Raw genomic sequence first — 20,253 nt, 5'->3', positions numbered from 1 at the left:
TGGAGCAGTCATGACTCAGGTGACATCGCAGGCTTCGGAACGTTCCGTGCACCAGGCCCGTCCTTACCTGGACGGGTCGAGCTTCGTCGGGCGCAGGCACGAGCTGGCCGCGGCCAGGAGGGGACTGTCGCAGGCCCGGTTGCTGACCTTGACCGGCACGGGCGGTGTCGGCAAGAGCCGGCTGGCGCTCAGGATCGCGGAAATCCTGCGGGACACCTACAAGGACGGCGTGGAGGTCATCGAACTGGCCTCCCTGGAGGCCGGTGACCTGCTCGAACCGATCGTCGCCGGAGCGCTGGGCCTGCGCGAGGCGGGGCCCGACCCCATGACCGTGCTGGTGGACTATCTGTCGGACAAGCGGATGCTGCTGGTCCTGGACAACTGCGAGCATCTGCTCGACGATTGCGCCCGTTTCGTGGCCCGGCTCCTGCACAGCGCTCCCAGGCTGCGGATCCTGGCGACCAGCAGGCAGACGCTGGGGGTCTACGGCGAGCAGGTGCTGCCGGTTCCGTCGCTGTCCGTGCCGGACCCCGGCCATCCTCTCCGCCGCATCGCCCGGCACGATTCGGTGCGTCTCTTCGTGGAACGGGCGGCGAGCGTGTCGCCCGGTTTCTCCCTGGACACGACTAACGCGGCCTGCGTGGCGCGGCTGGCCCGGCGTCTGGAGGGGATCCCGCTGGCGATCGAGCTGGCCGCCGTACAGCTACGTGCTCTGCCCTTGGAACAGTTGACGCGCGAGCTGGACGAGCGCTTCGAGGTGCTGTCGGCGGGCAGCCCGGCCGCGTCGCCACGCCATCAGACGCTGCGCGCGACCATGGACTGGAGCTTCCGCCTGTGCTCACCGGCGGAGCAGCGGCTGTGGGCCCGGCTGTCGATGTTTCCCGGCGGGGTCGACCTGGACACCGCCGAGGCGGTGTGCTCCGGCGCGGGGATCGCCCCCGCCGAGATGATCGATCTGGTGGCCGGGTTGGTGGACAAGTCGGTCCTGGTCGGCGAGCGCTGGGCGACCGGGCTCAGGTATCGCATGCTGGAGAGCATCCGCGCGTACGGGTGCGAGCAGTTGACGCCTTCCGAAGGACGGGCACTGCGCCAGCGCTTCGTCGACCACTACCGGGACCTGGCCGACCGGCACCGGATCGACGCGATGGTCCCCGACCAGTTCGAGCGGTATCTGCTCCTGCAACGAGAACTTCCCAACGTGCGCCTCGCGCTCGAGCTGTGCCTGGGTGACCCGGTCCTGGCTCTCGCGGGCCTCGAGACGGCGTCGGCGCTGTGGTCCTTCTGGCTCCTCGTCGGCTCCCCCACCGAGGGCCGCTACTGGCTGGAGCGCGCCCTGAGGCCGGTGCGGACGGCGAGCAGCGCTCGGGCGACGGCGCTCTGGGTGGACAGCATGCTCGCCCTCCGACAGGGCGACCTGGCGGAGGCCATGCCGAGACTTGAGGAATGTCACCGCATCGCACGGCAGCCGGGCAACGAAGGCATCCTGCCGTTCGTCATCCGGACCTCCGGTGTCGCGGCGTGCTCCGCCGGGGATGCCCAGCGTGGCCTCGCGCTCTTGGAGGAGTCGCTCGCCCTCTTCCGGGCCGCGGGAGACGACGACGGCGTCATGCCCAGTCTGTACTACGCGGCCGTGTACGGTTCGATCGAGGATCCCGGCCGGGCCGCCGGATTCGCCGCGGAGGCCCTGGCGATCTGCGAGGCTCATCATGCGCAGGTGTCGCGCGGGTACGCCCAGCTCGCGCTCGGCATCGCCGTGTGGAACCTGGGCGACTACCAGCGGGCCGACGCACTGGTGAGGGAGGCCGCCGAGTTCACCGGAGAGATCAACGACCGGTGGTGCCTGACGCAGTGCCTGGAGGTGCTGGCGTGGATCGCCGGTGCGCGCCAGGACCATGAAAAGGCCGCCCGGCTGCTGGGGGCGGCGCACTCGTTGTGGCAGGCGGTGGGCGCCTCACCCACTCGGCTGCCCTATCACGCGAGATGGCATGAGCGCTGCGTGGACCAGGCCCGCGACACCCTGGGGGATCGGATGTTCGCGGCGAGCTTCCGAGACGGGGCGAGTCTCGGGCTGGAACGCGTGCTCACCTGTGAGGTCGGTGGATGACCCCGGCCGGGCTCGTGGGGAGCTCGAACCAGACGGTCTTTCCCTCGGGTGTGGATTCGCTGCCCCAGCAGCAGGCCAGCAGGTTGATCATGTCCAGGCCGCGGCCTTGCTCGTCGCCCGGCTGGGCGTGGCGGACGTGGAGCGGCGCGGTGCCCGCGTCCTCGACCTCGCCGCGCAGCAGGCCGTCAGTGGCGTAGAGAGTCAGCCGGTACGGTCCTGGCGCATGGCGCAGCGCGTTGGTGACGATCTCGCTGACCAGCAGCTCCGCGACCTCAACCTGTTCGCGGTGGCCCCATGCGGCCAGCCAGGCACGGGTGAGACGTCGTACCCGCGGCACTGTGGACATACTTGGCGAAAGCCACCACGAGGCGAGCTGCTCGCCGTTTTCCTGGCCGGAGCCGGTGGCGAACTCTCCCAGGTGCCGGACGCCGGCCTTGAGCCGGTCCCAGAGCGAGGTGTGACCGTTCCAGGGCATGGCCGCGTCCCGCGAGTCGCCCTGCCGGGGTGCGCGCGTGTCCATGAGCGCGGCTCCGGAGTGATGGTTCATGCCGCCCGCCCGTAGTAGTCGTGGTTGGCTGCGACGCAGCGCCCGTCGGGCAGGATCTCGCCGTTGTCCTCGAAGACCACTACGCCATTGCACAGCAGGCCCCACCCCTGTTCCGGGTGGAAGGCCACCAGACGGGCGGAATCATGGTCGAAGGCGTATGCGGACGGGCACCGGGGCTGGTGCTGGCACATGATCGTTCCTCTATATCTTCGCCGGCATCCCGGCGTTTCTTTCTGACGGAACCAGCATGCACAGGCAAACAGCGGGTGTAGGACGGGATAAATGCCTATACGAACACCCACTTCTACCTACGTAGGTAGGTAGCAGCAGCCTCCGCCGCAGGTCAAGAGGGGCATGAGGCAAGCGGCTGTCCACACGGGCTCAGCGAACTCACCGGGCCGGGATGAGCTAGCCTGAAATTGTCATGGGGGCAATGACACGGCGGCATATGGGGAACCTGCCAGCCGAATTGACGAGTTTCGTTGGTCGTCGGCATGAGCTGGCCGAGACCAAGCGTCTGCTTGCCACTGAGCGGATGGTGACGCTGACCGGTGTCGGCGGAGTGGGCAAGACGCGGCTGGCGATGAGAGTCGCGGCGGAGATGTCCCGGGCCTTCCCTGACGGGATGTGGCTGATCGACCTGGCTCCGCTCACGGCCGAAGAGCTGCTCACGGAGACCATCGCTGAAACGATCGGCTGCCACCACCCGGATGTGGCCGCTCTCTGCGAACACCTGTCGAACAAGCGGCTGCTCTTGGTCCTGGACAACTGCGAGCACCTGCTGACCGAGTGCGCCATCCTGGCCGGCAAGCTGCTCTCCGCTGCGCCCGAGCTGCGCATTCTCGCGACCAGCCGGCAATCGCTGCAGGTGCCGAGCGAGCACCTGCTGGAGGTGCCGCCGTTGACGGTGCCCGGGGCGGACGAGGCGGTGCTCGCGGACGCCGAAGCGCGTTACGAGGCGGTGCGACTGTTCGCCGACCGGGTGGCGGCCGTCGTACCCGGGTTCACCGTCAACGAGGCCAACAGCGTGGCGGTGACGCAACTGTGCCGGCGGCTGGACGGGATTCCGCTGGCCATCGAGCTCGCGGCGGTGCGTATGCGGGCCTTGTCCGTGGAGCAGATCCTCGAGCGGCTGAACGACCGGTTCCAGTTGCTGTCGAGGGGACCCGTGGTCGCGGTGCCACGGCAGAGGACGTTGCAGACGCTGGTGGACTGGAGTCACCACCTGTGTTCGCCTGCGGAGCGGACGCTGTGGGAACGGTTGTCGGTCTTCTCCGGCGGTTGCGATCTCGAAGCCGTCGAAGAGGTGTGCTCGGGCGACGGGATCGCCCGGGAAGACGTCCTCCACGTGCTGACCGAGCTGGTCGACAAGTCGATCCTGCGGCGGAAGGCGCAAGGCTCCGGGATGCGTTACGAGATGCTGGAGACGCTCCGCCAGTACGGATGGGAACGGATCGCCGGCCCCCGGCAGAAGACGGCGCTTCGGCTGCGGCATCGCGACTGGTGCCGCAACCTGGCCGCGCGGGCGGAGGCCGAGTGGTTCGGCGAGCATCAGATGGAGTGGCTCGTCCGGATCCGCCAGGAGCAGGCCAACGTACGGGCGGCACTGGAATTCTGCTCGAGCGAGCCGGGCCAGGCTTGGGCCGCCCTCGAGATCGCCGCCGCGATGTGGAGCCACCGGCTTTCGTGGAGCTCCCCCAGCGAAGGCCACCACTGGCTGGAGCGGGGGCTGGCGCAGGAGCCCGGCCCCAGCGCCGCACGGGCCAAGGCCCTGTGGGTCGACGCCTGGCTCGTCCTGCTGCAAGGCGACCCCTTGGCCGCGCAACCGCTGTTGCGGGAGTCGCGCACGCTGGCCGAACGGCTGGGTGATGAGGCCCAGCTCGCCGGCACCGTCCACATCACCGGCTTCGCCGCGCTGCTGGCCGGAGACTTCGCACGAGCGTTCACCCTGCTGGAGGAGGCCGTGACCCGTCGCCGCGCCCTCGGCCATCCAGGCCACGCGTGGGTCGCGCTCTTCCAGCTGAGCATCGCCGCCGTCCTCTTGGGCGACGCCCGCTCAACGGCGCTCTGCCAGGAGGCCTTGGACTTGTCCCGGCGGGTGAACGCCGACTGGTCCGTCTCCTACGCGTTGTGGGTCACGGCCCTGGACCGGTGGCGGCGGGGCGATCCCGGCACCGCCCTCCCCATGATGCGCGACGCGCTGAGACTCAAGCTGCGCTGCAACGACCACCTGGGCATCGCCCAATGCCTTGAGGGACTCGCCTGGATCATGGCCGATCAGCAGCGGGACGAACGCGCCGCCCAGTTGCTGGGCGCCGCGCAGACGGTCTGGCGGTCGATCGAGACGTCGCTGTCCGGACTCGGGCACCTGGCCGGTCTGCACAGCCGTTGCGAGGCCCGGCTACGGGAGAGCCTCAGGGACGAAGCGTTCACCGCGGCCTTCACCTATGGCTCGGAGCTCACGCTCGACCAGGCCGTCGCCCATGCGCTGGAGGAGAAGCCGTCGAGAGACGCGCCAAGCCCCCAGCCCGAATCCGACGTCGCGTCCGTCCTGACCCGCAGGGAACGCCAGATCGCCGAGCTCGTGGCACAAGGGCTGAGCAACAAGCAGATCGCGGAGACCCTGGTCATCGCCCAGCGCACCGCCGAGGGCCATGTCGAGAACATCCTGCGCAAGCTGAGTTTCACCTCCAGGTCGCAGGTCGCCAAAGCCTGGAGCTCGCGACAGCGGGCCGGCAGACAGTGATCCCGGGCCGAGCATCGCGGGCCGCCTCCGAACCGCTTGTCCGCATCCGCGGAGTGAGCAAGCGGTTCGGCGGCACCTCCGCGCTGGAGGGGGTGGATCTCGACGTCCACCGTGGCGACGTCCTCGGCCTGCTCGGGCAGAACGGCGCCGGCAAGTCCACCCTGATCAAGATCCTGGCCGGGGTCTACCGCGCCGACGAGGGCGAGGTGGTGGTGGCCGGCCATCCGCTGGGCAGCCAGGCCGCCTCCCGCGGCATGTCCTTCATCCACCAGGACCTCGGCCTCGTCGAGTGGATGACCGTCGCCGAGAACATCGCCCTCGGCACCGGCTATCGCCGGCGTGGCGGTCTCATCTCCTGGCACCAGGTGCGCGAGCGCTGCGCGGAAGCCCTCCGGCTCGTCGCGATCCACCTCGACCCCGACGAGCGGATCTCCAACCTCACCCGCGCCGAGCGGTCACTCGTCGCCATCACCCGCGCGCTGGCCGCCGAGGCCGAGCTCATCGTGCTCGACGAGCCGACCGCGAGCCTGCCCGCACCCGACTGCGCCCGCCTGTTCGAGGTGCTGCGCGCGCTACGCGACCGGGGTCACGGCATCGTGTACGTGAGCCACCGGCTCGACGAGGTGCGGGCGATCGCCGACCGGGTCGCGGTCCTGCGCAACGGACGCCTGGTCAGCCAGGGACCCCTCACCGGCGGCTACCGCACCCGCCTCGTGCGCGACATCGTCGGGCACGAACCGACGCCCCACCAGCGCCCGCGTCGCGAAGCGGGACAGGTCGTGCTGAGCCTCGCCGGCGTGCGAACCGGGCAGGCCGGCCCGATCAGCCTCGACCTGCGGGCCGGCGAGGCGATCGGTCTGGTCGGTCTCATGGGCGCCGGTCACGCGGATCTCGGCCGCGCTCTGGCCGGCTCGCACCCCGTTCTCGCCGGCCGCGTACTGCTTGACGGGCGTCCGTACCAGCCCAGGTCGGTGTCGGCGGCCGTCGGCGCGGGTGTCGGTCTCGTGACGAGCGACCGGCAGGAGGAAGGCATCGCCCCGGACCTCAGCGTCCGGGAGAACTTCCTGGCGAACGCCAAGGCACACGGCCGGTCACCGCTGAGCTGGATCCGGCCGCGCCAGGAGCGCGCCGAAGCGGCGGCGCTCGTCGCGTGCTTCGGCGTCCACCCCGCGGACACCGAGGCGCCGCTGGCCACCCTGTCGGGCGGAAACCAGCAGAAGGTCGTCCTCGGCCGCTGGCTCGGCACCAACCGTCACCTCCTGATCCTCGAGGAGCTGACGGCCAGTGTCGACGTCGGCGCCAAACCCGAGATCTACCGGCTCCTCGACGACGCCGTGGCCGATGGCCTGGCCCTCCTGCTCAGCTCCGCCGACTTCGAAGAGGTCGTGAACGTGTGTGATCGCGCCCTCGTCTTCGTCCGGGGGACGGTGACCGCCGAGCTGGCCGGTGACGCCCTCACGGTCACCGCGCTCACCCGGGCCGCGTCGGCCGCGCCCGCCGCCACCGGGACGACCTGCCGATGACCACGGGGCTCCCGCGCCGGCGACGGCCCACCGCCGGCCACCTCATCGGCAGCTACGGACTGCTCGCGTTGACGGTCGTCCTGTTCATCGTGTTCGCGCTCGTCCTGCCGGACACCTTCCCCACGATGGCCAACCTGACGTCGATCCTGTCGACTCATTCGATCACCGCGATCCTGGCACTGGGCGCGATGATCCCCATCGTCACGGGAAAGTTCGACCTGTCCATCGGTTATGGCCTCGGGCTCTGGCACGTTCTGGCCCTGCAACTCATCATCACCGCCCGATGGCCATGGCCCCTGGCCTGCCTCGGCGTGATCATCGGCGGAGCGCTCACCGGCGTGATCAACGGTCTGCTCGTCGAGTTCGCGCGGATCGACTCGTTCATCGCCACCCTGGGCACCGGCAGCGTCATGTACGCCATCACGGGGTGGGTGACCAAGGGCGCCCGGATCGTGCCCGGCTCCGAAGGCCTGCCGGCGGAGTTCATCGGCATCTCCGACGCGAAGTTCCTGGGCCTGCCGGCTCCCGCGTTCTACGTCCTCGTCCTCGCCGCGGTGCTCTGGATCGTGCTCGAGCGCCTTCCCCTGGGCCGCTACCTCTACGTCATCGGCTCGAACCCGCGCGCAGCCGACCTGATCGGGATCCCGACCCGCCGGTACGTCGTCTACGCCTTCCTGGGCTCCGGGCTCGTCACCGGCTCCGCGGGCGTCCTGCTCGCCGCGCAGCAGGAGATCGGCAATCCGAGCGTCGGGCTCGACTACCTGCTGCCGGCGTTCGTCGCCGCCCTGCTCGGCTCCACCGCGATCAGAGCCGGGCGGCCCAACCCGCTCGGCACCGTCGTCGCCGTCGCCATTCTCGCGATCGGCCTGTCGGGCATCAGCCAGCTAGGGGCGGACTTCTGGGTAACGCCGCTGTTCAACGGCGTCACCCTGCTCATCGCGGTCGGACTGGTCGGCTACACGACCCGGCGCCGGCTGCGCACCGGGCCGGGCGCGCCGCGCCGCACGCCATCACCTCCGGCAGAGGAGACATCGGCCGAGTCCGCCGCCGCGCCGGCCGGCGGCCCGCCGCCGCCATGGACCGTTCCACCAGCCGAGTGAGGAGCCGAGCGTGAACCGCACCCGTAACCGCTTCTCGCGCACCGCGGCGGCGCTGGCGTTGGCCGCCGTGCTCGTCGGCGGCTGCTCGCGAGGCTTGTCCAGCCTGGCTCCCGGGTCCGACCCCGGGCGGCCGACGGGCACCTGCCCCGGCGTCCTGAACAAGGCCAGGCAGGCCGTCGCGCGGGCCGAGGACAGCGACGCCTGGGACGGCCCCACGAGCGGGCCACGCGCGGTCCGGGGCAAGAGCATCGTGTTCGTCGCGGAGACCATGACCAACCCCGGTGTCGCGGGCGCGGCCAAGGCGGTGGAGGACGCCGGGCGGTCCATCGGCTGGAACGTCCGGGTGATCGACGGCCAGGGCACTCCCGCCGGTGCACGGACGGCCTTCGGCCAGGCCATCGCCCTGCGCCCGTCGGGGATCGTCATCGGCGGCTTCGACCCGAACTCCACGGCCGAGCAGGTCAGGCAGGCCGATGACGCGCACATCCCGTTGATCGGGTGGCACGCGACGAGCCGGCCCGGGCCCAGCCAGAACCCGAAGCTCTTCACCAACGTCACCACCCGGGTGGAGGACGTCGCGCGGATCAGCGCGTACTGGATCATCGCCCAGTCGAACGGGAACGCCGGCGTCGTCATCTTCACCGACTCCTCGATCCCCTTCGCGGAGAACAAGTCACAACTGATCAAGAAGACCCTGCAGACCTGCTCCAGCGTCAAGCTGCTCTCCTACCAGAACATCCCGCTTCCTGACACGGGCAGCCGCACGCCTCAGGCGGTCTCCGCGCTCGTGTCGCGCTTCGGTGATCGATGGACCTACTCGGCCGCCATCAACGACCTCTATTTCGCCGACGCGGCGCCGGCCCTGCGCGCCGCGGGCAAGGCGGGCGGCGGGGCCCCCTTCTCGATCGGCGCGGGTGACGGCGACCCGTCGGCGTTCCAGCGCGTCCGAGACCGGCAGTTCCAGGCGGCGACCGTTCCCGAGCCGTTGAACGCGCAGGGCAGCCAGATCGTCGACGAGTTCAACCGCGCGTTCGCCGGTCAGCCCCCGAGCGGCTACGTCGCGCCCGTGCATCTGACCACGACACAGAACGTCGACGACACCACCTCGTGGGACCCCCGGGGCTTTCGCGCCGCCTACGAGCGGATCTGGAACGGCTGAGGTGCTTTCCGGCGATCTGCCTGGGTAGGGGACGCGGATGGCAACCCTCATGGATCGGGTGCGCGCGTATTTGCGCAGCCCCAAAGGCCGGCAGACCGTCGAGAAGGCCAAGCGCATGGCCAGAGACCCGAACAACCAGCGCAAGGCCCGCCAGTTCCTGGACCGGTTCCGCTCGAAGCGGCACTGAGACCCCGTCAGCGGGTGAAGCCGATGTCCTGGTAGCGGAGGTCGTAGAAGCCGCGGGCCCCCACGTTGGCCAGCGTCGCCCGAGCCGCGACATTCTGCGGCCGCTGGTACAGCGGCAGCACGTTGACCTCCTGCCAGATCAGCTTGTCCGCCGTGTTCGTGTCCGCGTGGGCCTGCCTCAGGTCCAGGTTCTGGCTGGCTCTGTTCATCGCCGCGTCGATCTCGGGCGACCCCACGCGGCCGAAATTGGCGTTCCAGGTCTGCCCGTTCGGGGAATTCGCGTAGATCCCATAACTACTCGAAACCGGAAAAGGCGTGCCAATGTACGCGAACGGGGTGATGTCAAAGTTCCCCGGAATGACGTACCTGGTGAAGAAGTCGTCGCTGGGCACGGCCTGAATGGTGAGCTTGACGCCGATCTGCGTGAGCATGTTCTGGGCCAGTTCGCCCTCCGACTTGCTGATCTGCACGCCCGACGGGACCACGAAGCGCAGGTCGAGCGACTTGCCGTCCTTCTGGCGGACGCCGCCGGCCGCCACCCGCCAGCCCGCCGCGTCGAGCAGCCGCTTGGCCTGGGCGAGGTCGTAGGCGCCCAGGGCGCCGGCGTTGTCCTGGTAGCCCTCCTGGGTGTTCATGAAGAAGTGGTTGTTCAGCAGCGTGATCGGCCAGTCGAGGCCCTGCAGGTCGGACTGGGCGATCGCCTGGCGGTTGATGCCGAGCTGGATGGCCTGCCTGACCCGCTGGTCCTTCAGCAGTTCGCTGGAGCCGTTGAAGGTGAAGTGGCGGAAGTCGGGGCCCGCCGCCTGACGTACGGCCGCGCCCGGGGTGGACTTGGCGCGGGCGTAGTCGGGCGCCGACGGGCCGACGTCGGTGATGTCGAGTTCGCCGTTGCTGAACGCGCCGACCAGCGAGTCCTGCTCGGAGGCGCGGTAGATGATCTGGTCGAGCTTGGCCCGGTCGCCCCACCAGCTGTCGTCGCGGACGATCGTGATCGTCTTCGCCGTCTGGTCGAAGCTCTTGAACTTGAACGGCCCGGCGGTCACCGGGATCTTGTTCAGCCAGGCGGTGTTGTAGGCCTCGGGCGTCCCGTTGGTGGAGGCCGGCAGCAGCGGGCCGAACAGCGACTTCCAGTCGCCGAAGGGCCGGGAGAAGGTCACCACGACCGAGTAGTCGTCGCGGCCCCGCCGTACGTCGGAGATGTCCTGGTAGCCGGTGGACGAGACGATGTGGAAGGCGGAATTCGTACCGTTGAGCGCCTTCCACTGGGCCTGGTAGTCGGCCCAGGTGATCGGCTTGCCGTCGGACCACTTGGCCTTGGGGTTGAGCGTGTAGGTGACGACCTGGTTCGGGTCGCGGTCGGTGACCTCGGCGCCGAGCAGGTAGTTGGGGTCGGGGGTGATGTCCGCCTTCTCGTCGGACCTGAACGGCGCGGGCAGCAGCGCGTTGCTGACCAGCGCGGCCACCGCGAGGTTGCCGTCGACGTGGTTGCGGTTCCACTGGGTGGGGAACTCGTTGATGCCCCAGCGCAGCGTGCCGCCGTCCTTGACCTTGTCACGCGGCTGCGGGTTGATGTCGTACGCCTTGAAGCCCATGTCGTCTCCCCGCAAGCCGCCCGCGGCGCCGCCGGCGTGGCTCCCGGGACCGCTGCCGCAGCCCGCCAGGCACAGCGAACCGGCCAGGGCGGCGGCCGCGATCAGACGTGATGCTTTCATCGAGCGAATCCTCCCGCTTAAGTGACTTTGAGCTTTTCGGCGTAGTGACAGGCCGCGCCCTGGTCCCGATCGAGCAGGCGCACCGAAGGCTCGACGGTCACGCACAAGGCGCGTTCGTCATCGGTCAGCGCGGCCCTGAACTTCGGGCACCGGGTCCGGAAGCGGCAGCCCGACGGGGGGTCGGCCGGGCTGGGGAGATCGCCTTCGAGCAGGATCCGCCGGCGTGAGCGCTCGCGGACCGGGTCGGGCAGCGGGATCGCCGAGAGCAGCGCCTGTGTGTACGGGTGCGCGGGGGCGCCGTAGACGGCGTCGACCTGCCCGATCTCGGCGATCCTGCCGAGGTACATGACGGCCACCCGGTCGGCGATGTAGCGCACCACGGCCAGGTCGTGCGCGACGAACAGGTAGGACAGCCCGAGCTCGGTCTTCAGCGCGTCGAGCAGGTTGATCACACCGGCCTGGATCGACACGTCGAGCGCGGAGACCGGCTCGTCGAGGGCCAGGAGCCTGGGTTCGAGCGCGAGCGCGCGGGCGATGCCGATGCGCTGCCGCTGCCCGCCGGAGAATTCCTGGGGGTAGCGGGCGGCGTGGGAGGCGTCGAGCCCGACCAGGTCGAGCAGCTCGGCCACCCGCATGCCCGGATTGCCCCTGCCGTGGGCGCGCAGCGGCTCGGCCAGGATGTCGTAGACGGTCATCCGCGGGTCGAGGGAGGCGAGCGGGTCCTGGAAGACGACCTGCATGTCGCGTCTGATCGCCATCCGGTCCGTGCCGCCGAGCCGCGCGGTGTCGTGCCCCAGCACGACGATGCGGCCTTCCTGCGGCTCGGTCAGCTCCAGGATCTCCATCAGCGTCGTGGTCTTGCCGCAGCCCGACTCGCCGACGAGCCCGAGCGTCTCGCCCTCGCGTACGTCGAAGCTGACGCCCGCCACCGCGTGGACGGTGCCGACCCTGCGCTTGAACACCGACCCCCGCAGCAGTGGGTACTGCTTGACCAGCCCGTCGACCTCCAGCACCACCTGCCGGTCCTGACGCGGCCGTAGCTCGCCGAGGTGGACGGGGACCGCGTGCCTGGCCGCGGCGCGCGGGCGTACCTCTTCCCAGCGGATGCACGCGGCCCGGTGCGCCGGGCCGACGTCGAACAGCGGCGGCTCGGCCGCGTCGCAGGCGTCGACCCGCATCGGGCAGCGCGGCGCGAACGGGCAGCCCGGCGGCAGCGCCGCGGGCGACGGCGGCGCGCCCTCGATGGGCACGAGCGGCTGCCGCCCGTCCCTGTCGACGCGCGGGATCGAGCTGAGCAGCCCCACGGTGTAGGGCATGCGCGGCCCGTAGTAGATGTCGTCCACGTCGCCCACCTCGACCGGCCGGCCCGCGTACATCACCAGCACCCGGTCGGCGAACCCGGCCACCACCCCGAGATCGTGCGTGATCATGACGATCGCGGCGCCCGTCTCCCGCTGCGCCTTCTTCAGCACCTCGAGCACCTGCGCCTGGATGGTGACGTCGAGCGCGGTGGTGGGCTCGTCGCAGATGATCACGTCGGGGTCGTTGGCGATGGCCATCGCGATCACCGCGCGCTGCCGCATGCCGCCGGAGAACTCGTGCGGGAAGGCCAGAGCGCGCTCCGCCGGGTTGGGGATGCCGACCAGGTCGAGGAGTTCGACGGCCTTGACCGCGGCCTGCTCCTTGGTCACCTTCTGGTGGATGCGCACGGCCTCGGCGATCTGGTCGCCCACCCGGTAGACGGGGGTGAGCGCGGACAGCGGGTCCTGGAAGACCATCGACATGGTCTTGCCGCGGAAGGCGGTCAGCTCCCGCTGCCGGGCGCCGATCAGCTCCCTGCCGTGCAGCCGCACCGAGCCGGTGACCTTGGCGCCCGGCGGCAGCAGGCCCATGACCGCGGCCGAGGTGACGGACTTGCCGGAGCCCGATTCGCCGACGATGCCGAGCACCTCGCCCTGGCGTACCGAATAGCCGACACCGCGTACGGCGAGCACGTCGCCGAAGGAGACGTTGAGGTCGGTGACCTCCAGGACGGGGGTCACCGCGGCCTCTGGGAGGCGGGGTCGAACGCGTCACGCAGCGCGTCGCCGATGAGGTTGACCGCGAGCACGGTGATCACCAGCAGCCCGGCGACGAACCAGAACGTCCACGGCGCGTAGATGGCGGTCCTGGAGCCGTCGGCGATGAGCGTGCCGAAGGAGACGTCGGGTGGCTGGATGCCGAAGCCGAAGTAGGACAGGGAGGTCTCGGTGAGGATGGCCGCGCTGACGTTGAGGGTGGCGTCGACGATCAGCAGCGACGACAGGTTGGGGATGATGTGCCGGAAGATGATGCGCACCGGCGAGACGCCCATGAACCGGGCGGCCTGGATGAACTCCCGCTGCTTCAGCGAGATCGTCATCCCTCTGACGATCTTCGAGGTGACCATCCAGAGGAACAGCGCCAGCATGATCACGAACAGCACCCACTGCCCCGCCCCGAACAGCGGCGACATGACGGCCAGGACCAGGAACGCGGGCAGCACCAGGAGCAGGTCGGTGCCCCAGGTGAGCACCCGGTCGGGCCAGCCGGGGAAGTAGCCGGCGAACGCCCCCACGACGGCGGCCAGCGCGGTGGACACGAGCGCCGCCAGCAGCCCGACGATCAGCGACTTGCGCATGCCGCGCAGCGTCACCGCGTAGACGTCGGCGCCGGTCTGCAGCGTGCCGAACCAGTGCTCGGCCGACGGCGGGCTGAGGAAGGCCGTGAAGTCCTTGTCTGTATAGGACCACAGGCTGAAGCCCGGCCCGGCGAAGGCCAGCAGGAACAGCAGCACGAGCACGGCGAAGCCGATCCGCCCCTGCGCGGACTGGAAGAACCGCCAGGCGACCACCCGCAGGCGTGAGGGCGCCCTGTGCGCGGTGAGCAGCGTCATCCGGCCCTCACCCGCGGGTCGAGGGCCGCGTGCAGCAGGTCGGCCGCCAGCGACGCGCACAGCACCGCGATGGCGGCGATGCAGGCGATGGCCGCCACGGTGTTGACGTCGTTGGTGAAGATGGAGTTGATCAGTTGTTCGCCCAGCCCGTGCCAGCCGAAGATCTTCTCGGTGAACGTCGCGCCGGTCAGCAGCGCGCCGAACGTGAACGCGAAGTAGGTCGCGACGGGGATCAGCGCGGTGCGCAGGGCGTGGTGGATGAGCGCCTGGCTCCTGCTCAGCCCCTTGGCCATCGCGGTGCGGACGAAGTCGGCGCCGAGCACGTCGAGCATGGTGTTGCGCTGGTAGCGGCTGAAGATCGCGATGAGCCCGAGCGACAGCGAGATCGTCGGCAGGATCAGGTGCCGCAGCCGGTCGCCCACCGACCCCCAGAAACCGGTGTCGAGCCCGTCACTGTATTCGCCGCTGACCAGGAAGAGCCGGTGGCCGAGCCGCTCGTTGGCCAGGGTGCCGAGCAGGATCAGCACGTTGGCCAGCACGACCACGGGCATCGCGAGCACCAGGAACGACAGCCCGGTCGACAGCCGGTCGAACCACCCGTACTGCTTGACCGCGGCGGCGGCCCCCACGACCACCCCCAGCAGGCTGCCGCAGATGAGCCCGAGCAGCACCAGCCGGAAGGTGACGCCCATGCGCCGTTTGAGGTCCTCGTTGACCGGCGAGCCCGTCACCGTACGGCCGAAGTCGCCCTGCACCACGCCGCCCGCCCACGTCGCGTAGCGCTGGAGCAGCGGCGTCCGGTCGTTGAGGTTGAGCTCGGTGAGCTGCGCGTCGACGACGGCCGGCGGCGGCTTGGGCGTCCGGTCGGCGTAGTTGGAGCGCGGATCGAGGGCGCTCGCCGCGAGCATGTAGGCGAGGCTGGCTGCGACGGCGACTAGCACCAGATAGTTGAGCAGCCTGCGGGCCAGGAACCCCGCCATCGCCCCCCCTTCGGCGCGCACGATGTGTAGTCATATTGCTACACCATGCGAGCATCGGGGCGCACGGAACTGCCAAACTGGAGTCTGGTTAACGTCCGGAAAGTTCGTCTACGGCCATGCGGACATCGTCGCTGGTGATGGTCGTCAGCTCGGCCGAGCTGGCCGACCCGCCGCCGCCCGCCAGCGCGGCGAGCCGTACGTCACGGCGCATGGCCGCGCGCTCGAACAGCGACCTGGCGAAGCGCCCGTTGCCCAGCCCGTCGATGAGCCGCTCGTCGCAGACCCAGGCGAAGACCTCGTCGAGGTCGCGCAGCGCGGCCTCGTCGAAGCGATCGCCCGATTTGTCGGCCAGCAGCACGGCGATCTCGGACAGCTCCCGCGCGGAGTAGCTGGGGAAGGCGACCCGCTGACTGAACCGGCTGGCCAGGCCGGGGTTGGTGGACAGGAAGGTGTCCATCTCGCGCTGGTAGCCGGCCAGCACGACGACGAGCCGGTCACGGTCGTCCTCGGCCCGTTTGAGCAGCGTCTGCACGGCCTCGGCGCCGAACGCGTCGCCGCCGGAGTAGCCGGTGTTGACCAGGCTGTAGGCCTCGTCGATGAACAGCACGCCGCCCAGCGCCCGGTCGACCAGCTCGTTGGTCTTGATCGCCGTCGCGCCGAGGTGCTGGCCGACCAGGTCGGCTCGCTGGGCCTCGACCACGTCGGGCCTGGCCAGCAGGCCGAGCGCGGCGAAGATGCGGCCGATGACCCTGGCCACCGTGGTCTTGCCGGTGCCCGGCGGGCCGGCGAACACGAAGTGGCGCATCTGCGGCGGCGTGGGCAGCCCGCGCTCCTGCCGCATCCGGGCGACCTGGAGCTGGGCGGCGATGGCGTGGACCTGCCGCTTGACCGGCGCGAGCCCGGCCATCCTGTCGAGGTCGGCCAGCGCCTCCTCGATCGTGGGGGTGTCCTCGTAGCCGCGGAAGCGGGCGGTCAGCTCGTCGAAGGCCTTGGTCACGTCGGCGGTCGTGGTGGTCACCAGGTCCTCGGTGGTCGGCGTGCCGCCCGCGCCCACGACGCGTACGTCACGGGCCGTCGCCGCGGCCTCGATGAGGCTGCGGACGAACCGGGCGTTGCCCAGCTCGTCGACGAGCCCGCGCCGCTGGACGTCCTCGAACAGGCCGAGCAGCGCGGCGCGCGCGTCGGGCGCCATCGTGTCGCCCCGGTGCCGCTGGAGCAGCTCGGTGATCTCCGACAGCTCGCCGGGCGAGTAGCTCGGGAAGCGCACCCGGGTGGCGAACCTGCTGGCCAGGCCGGGGTTGGTGGACAGGAACGAGGTCATCTCCTGCTCGTAGCCGGCCAGGATGATGATCAGCCGGTCGCGGTCGTCCTCGGCCCGTTTGAGCAGCGTCTGCACGGCCTCGGCACCGAACCTGTCGGGCTGGCCGTCGGAGGAGTTGATCAGGCCGTACGCCTCGTCGATGAACAGCACGCCGCCCAGCGCCCGGTCGACCAGCTCGTTGGTCTTGATCGCGGTCGCGCCGAGGAACTCGCCGACCAGGTCGGCCCGCTGCGCCTCGACCACGTAGGGGGTGTCGAGCAGGCCGAACGCGTAGAAGATCTTCGCCACCGTGCGGGCCACGCTGGTCTTGCCCGTGCCGGGCGGGCCGAGGAAGACGAAGTGCCTGGTCGGGCGCCCGGCCTTGTAGCCGGCCTCGGCCCGCAGCCGGGACGCCTCGATGGAGGCGGCGATCGAGCGGACCTGCTCCTTGACCGGGACGAGCCCGATCATGTTCTCCAGCTCGGCCAGCGCGTCCTCGACCGAGATGTCGGGCAGCCCGCCGGCCTTCTCGGCGGGCGGCTCCGGCCGGCCCTCGCGGGCCCTGACCCGGACCTGCTCCTCGGCGGTCAGCGCGCCCTTGGCCCGGCGGGCGGCGATGAAGCGGTGGACGAGGACCGCGGTGGCGGCGGCGTAGGCGACCCAGACCGCGACGGCGCCGGAGGCCGGCGAGACGGCCGCCGCCAGCGCCCCGGCGGGGACGAGCGCCATCAGCACGGTCAGCCACGGCGTCACCCAGCGGATCAGGTGCGCGGCGGCGGCGACGGGCACGGCCAGCAGCATCAGCAGCGTGGGGGCCATCGAGGGCGGCGGGAAGAGCGCGTAGAACACCGGCAGCAGCGCGCACCAGCCCGCGAGCACCAGCACGGTCGCGGCGGCGCGCGGAAAGCGCAGCGTCAGCGCGAGGAACGCGAGCACCAGCAGAGTGATGAGAAAGGTCTTGAAGAGGTCCCAGCCGAGCGCGGCGGCCACGCCGACGGTGGCGATGAGCACCACCACGTGCATCACCCGGCGCACCGCCGGGGGAAGCTGGAAATAGCGCAGCCGCACCTGTTCAAACAGATCCCGCGCCGCGGTCCGCCCTGCGGCCTGGGCCCTGCCGGACTCACGCATCACGCCTCCCCGGTCCGCCCCTGGTTATACCGCACCAGACCGACGATTGGGCGGACCTGACACGCTAGGTAGCGGTGACGAACTCCGCGATGTGGCGGCCGAGTTCGCCGCCCGCGTCCTCCTGGAGGAAGTGACCGGCGCCGGTGATCACCGGATGGGAGCGTCCCGCGGCGCCCGCGATCGACTTGATCAGGATCGGCGCCATACCTCCAGTTATCGGATCTCCGTCGGAGAATGCCACCAGAAAAGGGCGATCGAGCGTGGTGAGGACCTGCCAGGCGGCGCGGTTGGCGGGCGCGGCGGGGTCGTCGGGCGTGATCGGGACGAGCCCCGGCATGGCCTTCGCGGCGACCTTGTACGACTCGTCCGGGAAGGGGGCGTCATAGGCGGCGCGCACCGCCAAGGGGAGTTCGGTCTTGCAACCCGCCTGGACGAATCTGGCGATATCCAACGCGGGAGCATTCATCACCGCAGCTTTAAAGCGATGCCACACTTCGGGCATGGGAATGTCACCGGTGGGCAAGCCCGTGTTGGCCGCGACGATCGCGGCGACGCGCTCCGGGTGCTCGGCGGCGATCCGCAGCCCGATCAGGCCGCCCCAGTCCTGCCCGACCATGGTGACGCCGGTCAGCCCGAGCGCGTCGAACAGCAGCGCGCGAGTCCACTCGACATGCCTGGCGTAGGTGTGGTCGGCCCGTTCGGCCGGCTTGTCGGAGCGGCCGAACCCCACCAGGTCGACGGCGACGGCCCGCAGCCCGGCCGCCGCCAGCTCGCGCATGACGTGGCGGTAGAGGAACGACCAGGTCGGCTCGCCGTGCAGCAGCACCACCGGCGCCCCGTCGGCGGGGCCCGCCTCGACGTAGGCCATGCGCAGGCCGTCCGCCACTACGGCGTAGCGCGGCTCGTAGGGGAAATCGGGCAGGTCGGCGAAACGCTCTTCGGGGGTACGGAGAGTCCGCATAGAACGATATTCTAGCTAGCGCCGCTGGTGCCGCCCAGGGAACTCCCCCATGAGCACCTGCTTGGGGGTGACCCGCAGCAGGTCCGCATCGGCCACGGCGATGCCGCGCACCTCCACCCAGAACCTCCGCTGCAACGGATCGGCGGCGAACACCGCCACCCGCGGATCCGCCTCGACGGCCGCGCGGGCCTGCGGCTCGGGGACCAGCCGGAGCTCTCCCGACGGGGTGACGGTCGCCGCCGTGCCCACGACGCGCGGGCCGAGGGAGTCGCCGAAGGACAGGACGACGCTCCTGGCGTACGCGAACGCCTGCCGTATCTCCGGAGTGAGCGCGACCGATGGCGTGTCGCCGGTGGGCAGGTCGCACATGATCAGCGACGCGCGCCAGGGGCCGGGCCCGCCGCGCCACCAGGCGCGCGCGGCACGCAGCGCGAACACCACCACCGCCGCGCAGAGCGCGCCGAGCCCGGCCCGCCACGCCCAGACGAGCCCCAGCAGGCCGCCCGCCGCACAGGCCGCGGACGCCAGCACGACCAGGCCGGTCGCGACCGCCAGCCAGCCGTCCTCGCCGTAGCGGGCCCGCCGGTAAGAGGCCAGCATCGGGTACGGCACCGCCACCGCGAGCACGGCGGCCCGGGGCTCCACGGCCAGCGCCCCGCACACCAGGGGCACCAGCACCGACCACGTCCGGCCGAGCACGATCCAGAGCGCGACTCCCCCGTTCCGCCTGGCCGTGCGCTCGGCGGGCACCCGGGCGAACTGGGCCAGGGCCCGCAGCGGGCTGCCGCGCCATAACTCGGCCAGCACGCGGACGGCCGCCGACACCGGCCAGCCGAGCACCACGATGCCCGCCAGGGCGGCCCACAACGGGTCGAACGCCGACGGCATGCCGGGCAGCGCGCCCAGCGTCAGCCAGGCCGCGAACGCGGCCACCGACACGGCCGCCGACGCCAGGGCGGCGCCGAGCCAGGGGTCGCGGCCGAGCATGGCGGGCACGTAGGACCACACCGTGACCCGGCGCGCCTGCCTGAGCGTGATCGGCACGAGCAGGACCAGCACCACGAGGCCGCCGAGCCGGCCCTCGCGGCCCCGGTCGAAGGCGAGGGCGGCCACGACGACGGCGATCGTCGCGAGCGCGACCAGCAGGCGGGACTGGCGTGACCAGACCTCCAGCGCCCGTCTGGCCCGCCCGCTCTCGCGCGGGTCGATCGGCCAGGCGGGGTCGCGGTGGGCCGGGAAGCGGTCCCAGCGCAGCAGCGTCAGCCCGAGGTTGACGCGGGCCTGCGGATGCGCGGGATCCCGGTCGAGCGCGGTCAGGTAGGCGCGTTCGGCGGGGGCGTGCTCGGCGCGGAGCAGCGCCTGGTCGCCGTGCAGCACGTGGGGGTCGGCCTCCTCGGGGGCGTACCTGCGGGCCAGCGCCGCCTGCTCGACGGCCTCGGCCCAGCGCCCGGGGACGCGGCGCAGCGCGGTGCCCAGCCGCAGCCGCGCCGGCCAGGACCCCTGGGCGAGGCTCACCGCGTGCTCCGCGGGCGCGACCGCGTCGGCGTCGCGGCCCTGGCGCTCCAGCGCGAGGCTGATCAGGCGGTAGGCCCACTCGTTGGCCGGCTCCAGGTCGGCGGCCAGGCGAGCGGCCTCCAGAGCGGTGTCGGGGTGTCCCGTTCTCAGTCTGGCGACCGCCTCTTCGCACCATTCGCGGGGAGACCTGTCGGTCCTGTCGGCACTATCCGCGGTCCCCACGGAGTCCATGATCGGCTGACCGGACAGAGTTGGATAGGCAGGGACATATGGCTGTGTCTCTCTAGAGAGGTGGCGCAGTCCGTGGATCACCCGATACCGCTGTCCCGATCGCATGGCATGGCCTAAGCTGCCACGCAAGTTCATGTGGGCCTT

15 protein-coding genes are annotated in these 20,253 nt (G+C 70.8%); 6 read left to right on the top strand and 9 right to left on the bottom strand.

The genetic code is table 11. The features are described 5' to 3' along the window. Window positions 1–10 precede the first annotated feature (10 nt). The gene (locus KLK06_RS12950; protein WP_214635667.1) at window positions 11–2,104 is read left to right on the top strand and encodes a LuxR family transcriptional regulator; all 2,094 of its coding nucleotides are present in this window, start codon (window positions 11–13) and stop codon (window positions 2,102–2,104) included. Here the strand turns inward: KLK06_RS12950 and KLK06_RS12945 are convergent. Both KLK06_RS12945 and KLK06_RS12940 read right to left on the bottom strand, forming a co-directional pair. Beyond that, the gene (locus KLK06_RS12945; protein ID WP_214635666.1) at window positions 2,082–2,624 is read right to left on the bottom strand and encodes an ATP-binding protein; all 543 of its coding nucleotides are present in this window, start codon (window positions 2,622–2,624) and stop codon (window positions 2,082–2,084) included. The genes KLK06_RS12950 and KLK06_RS12945 overlap by 23 nt on opposite strands. A 23-nt stretch (window positions 2,625–2,647) precedes the next feature. Then, a complete protein-coding gene (locus KLK06_RS12940) occupies window positions 2,648–2,842 on the bottom strand; it encodes a DUF5999 family protein (protein WP_214635665.1) in 195 nt (64 codons plus the stop codon). A 278-nt stretch (window positions 2,843–3,120) separates the two neighbouring features. Between KLK06_RS12940 and KLK06_RS12935 the strand changes: the two genes are divergently transcribed. Genes KLK06_RS12935 through KLK06_RS12915 form a run of 5 tightly spaced genes read left to right on the top strand, consistent with a single transcriptional unit; the run spans window position 3,121 to window position 9,366 of the window. Then, window positions 3,121–5,397 (top strand): LuxR C-terminal-related transcriptional regulator, encoded by a 2,277-nt coding sequence (locus tag KLK06_RS12935; RefSeq protein ID WP_250905349.1) that lies wholly within the window; start codon window positions 3,121–3,123, stop codon window positions 5,395–5,397. A 53-nt stretch (window positions 5,398–5,450) separates the two neighbouring features. Further along, complete coding sequence (locus KLK06_RS12930) at window positions 5,451–6,920, top strand: sugar ABC transporter ATP-binding protein (protein WP_214635663.1); 1,470 nt, start codon at window positions 5,451–5,453, stop codon at window positions 6,918–6,920. Further along, window positions 6,917–8,020, top strand: coding sequence for an ABC transporter permease (locus KLK06_RS12925; protein ID WP_214635662.1), 1,104 nt, complete (start codon window positions 6,917–6,919; stop codon window positions 8,018–8,020). The genes KLK06_RS12930 and KLK06_RS12925 overlap by 4 nt, the downstream gene beginning before the upstream one ends. A 10-nt stretch (window positions 8,021–8,030) precedes the next feature. After that, window positions 8,031–9,179, top strand: a complete 1,149-nt coding sequence (locus tag KLK06_RS12920) for a substrate-binding domain-containing protein (protein WP_214635661.1) — start codon at window positions 8,031–8,033, stop codon at window positions 9,177–9,179. Window positions 9,180–9,216: 37 nt separating this feature from the next. Then, window positions 9,217–9,366: a hypothetical protein gene (locus KLK06_RS12915; RefSeq protein WP_214635660.1), complete on the top strand. Its 150-nt coding sequence runs from the start codon at window positions 9,217–9,219 to the stop codon at window positions 9,364–9,366. Window positions 9,367–9,373: 7 nt separating this feature from the next. Here KLK06_RS12915 and KLK06_RS12910 read toward each other — a convergent pair whose 3' ends face one another. The 7 genes from KLK06_RS12910 to KLK06_RS12880 form a co-directional block, all read right to left on the bottom strand. Then, window positions 9,374–11,077 carry an ABC transporter family substrate-binding protein gene (locus KLK06_RS12910; RefSeq protein WP_250905348.1) on the bottom strand — a complete coding sequence of 568 codons (1,704 nt, stop codon included), beginning with the start codon at window positions 11,075–11,077 and terminating at the stop codon, window positions 9,374–9,376. A gap of 17 nt (window positions 11,078–11,094) precedes the next feature. Beyond that, window positions 11,095–13,119 (bottom strand): ABC transporter ATP-binding protein, encoded by a 2,025-nt coding sequence (locus KLK06_RS12905; protein ID WP_214635659.1) that lies wholly within the window; start codon window positions 13,117–13,119, stop codon window positions 11,095–11,097. Further along, complete coding sequence (locus KLK06_RS12900) at window positions 13,116–13,991, bottom strand: ABC transporter permease (protein ID WP_214635658.1); 876 nt, start codon at window positions 13,989–13,991, stop codon at window positions 13,116–13,118. The genes KLK06_RS12905 and KLK06_RS12900 overlap by 4 nt, the downstream gene beginning before the upstream one ends. After that, window positions 13,988–14,971: an ABC transporter permease gene (locus KLK06_RS12895; protein WP_214636148.1), complete on the bottom strand. Its 984-nt coding sequence runs from the start codon at window positions 14,969–14,971 to the stop codon at window positions 13,988–13,990. Before KLK06_RS12895 ends, KLK06_RS12900 begins: the two co-directional genes overlap by 4 nt. A gap of 88 nt (window positions 14,972–15,059) precedes the next feature. Continuing rightward, complete coding sequence (locus tag KLK06_RS12890; RefSeq protein ID WP_214635657.1) at window positions 15,060–17,402, bottom strand: AAA family ATPase; 2,343 nt, start codon at window positions 17,400–17,402, stop codon at window positions 15,060–15,062. 64 nt (window positions 17,403–17,466) lie between these two features. Continuing rightward, entirely contained in the window at window positions 17,467–18,363 is an 897-nt protein-coding gene (locus KLK06_RS12885; RefSeq protein ID WP_214635656.1) for a haloalkane dehalogenase, read from the bottom strand. Window positions 18,364–18,378: 15 nt separating this feature from the next. Continuing rightward, on the bottom strand, window positions 18,379–20,109 hold the full coding sequence (locus KLK06_RS12880; RefSeq protein WP_214635655.1) for a hypothetical protein: 1,731 nt from the start codon (window positions 20,107–20,109) through the stop codon (window positions 18,379–18,381). Window positions 20,110–20,253: the final 144 nt, after the last annotated feature.

It is taken from the genome of Nonomuraea sp. NEAU-A123, from assembly GCF_018603905.1.
GTDB lineage: Bacteria > Actinomycetota > Actinomycetes > Streptosporangiales > Streptosporangiaceae > Nonomuraea.
Note: the sequence above shows the minus strand (reverse complement) of the source record. Positions and strands in the feature narration are given on the sequence as shown.

What these genes read in the sequence shown, in the direction of transcription:
- KLK06_RS12950 (WP_214635667.1), top strand. Translation starts at nt 11, where the DNA reads ATGACTCAGGTGACATCGCAGGCTTCGGAACGTTCCGTGCACCAGGCC.
- KLK06_RS12910 (WP_250905348.1), bottom strand. Translation starts at nt 11,077, where the DNA reads ATGAAAGCATCACGTCTGATCGCGGCCGCCGCCCTGGCCGGTTCGCTG.
- KLK06_RS12945 (WP_214635666.1), bottom strand. Translation starts at nt 2,624, where the DNA reads ATGGACACGCGCGCACCCCGGCAGGGCGACTCGCGGGACGCGGCCATG.
- KLK06_RS12885 (WP_214635656.1), bottom strand. Translation starts at nt 18,363, where the DNA reads ATGCGGACTCTCCGTACCCCCGAAGAGCGTTTCGCCGACCTGCCCGAT.
- KLK06_RS12895 (WP_214636148.1), bottom strand. Translation starts at nt 14,971, where the DNA reads ATGGCGGGGTTCCTGGCCCGCAGGCTGCTCAACTATCTGGTGCTAGTC.
- KLK06_RS12940 (WP_214635665.1), bottom strand. Translation starts at nt 2,842, where the DNA reads ATGTGCCAGCACCAGCCCCGGTGCCCGTCCGCATACGCCTTCGACCAT.
- KLK06_RS12925 (WP_214635662.1), top strand. Translation starts at nt 6,917, where the DNA reads ATGACCACGGGGCTCCCGCGCCGGCGACGGCCCACCGCCGGCCACCTC.
- KLK06_RS12900 (WP_214635658.1), bottom strand. Translation starts at nt 13,991, where the DNA reads ATGACGCTGCTCACCGCGCACAGGGCGCCCTCACGCCTGCGGGTGGTC.
- KLK06_RS12880 (WP_214635655.1), bottom strand. Translation starts at nt 20,109, where the DNA reads ATGGACTCCGTGGGGACCGCGGATAGTGCCGACAGGACCGACAGGTCT.
- KLK06_RS12890 (WP_214635657.1), bottom strand. Translation starts at nt 17,402, where the DNA reads ATGCGTGAGTCCGGCAGGGCCCAGGCCGCAGGGCGGACCGCGGCGCGG.
- KLK06_RS12915 (WP_214635660.1), top strand. Translation starts at nt 9,217, where the DNA reads ATGGCAACCCTCATGGATCGGGTGCGCGCGTATTTGCGCAGCCCCAAA.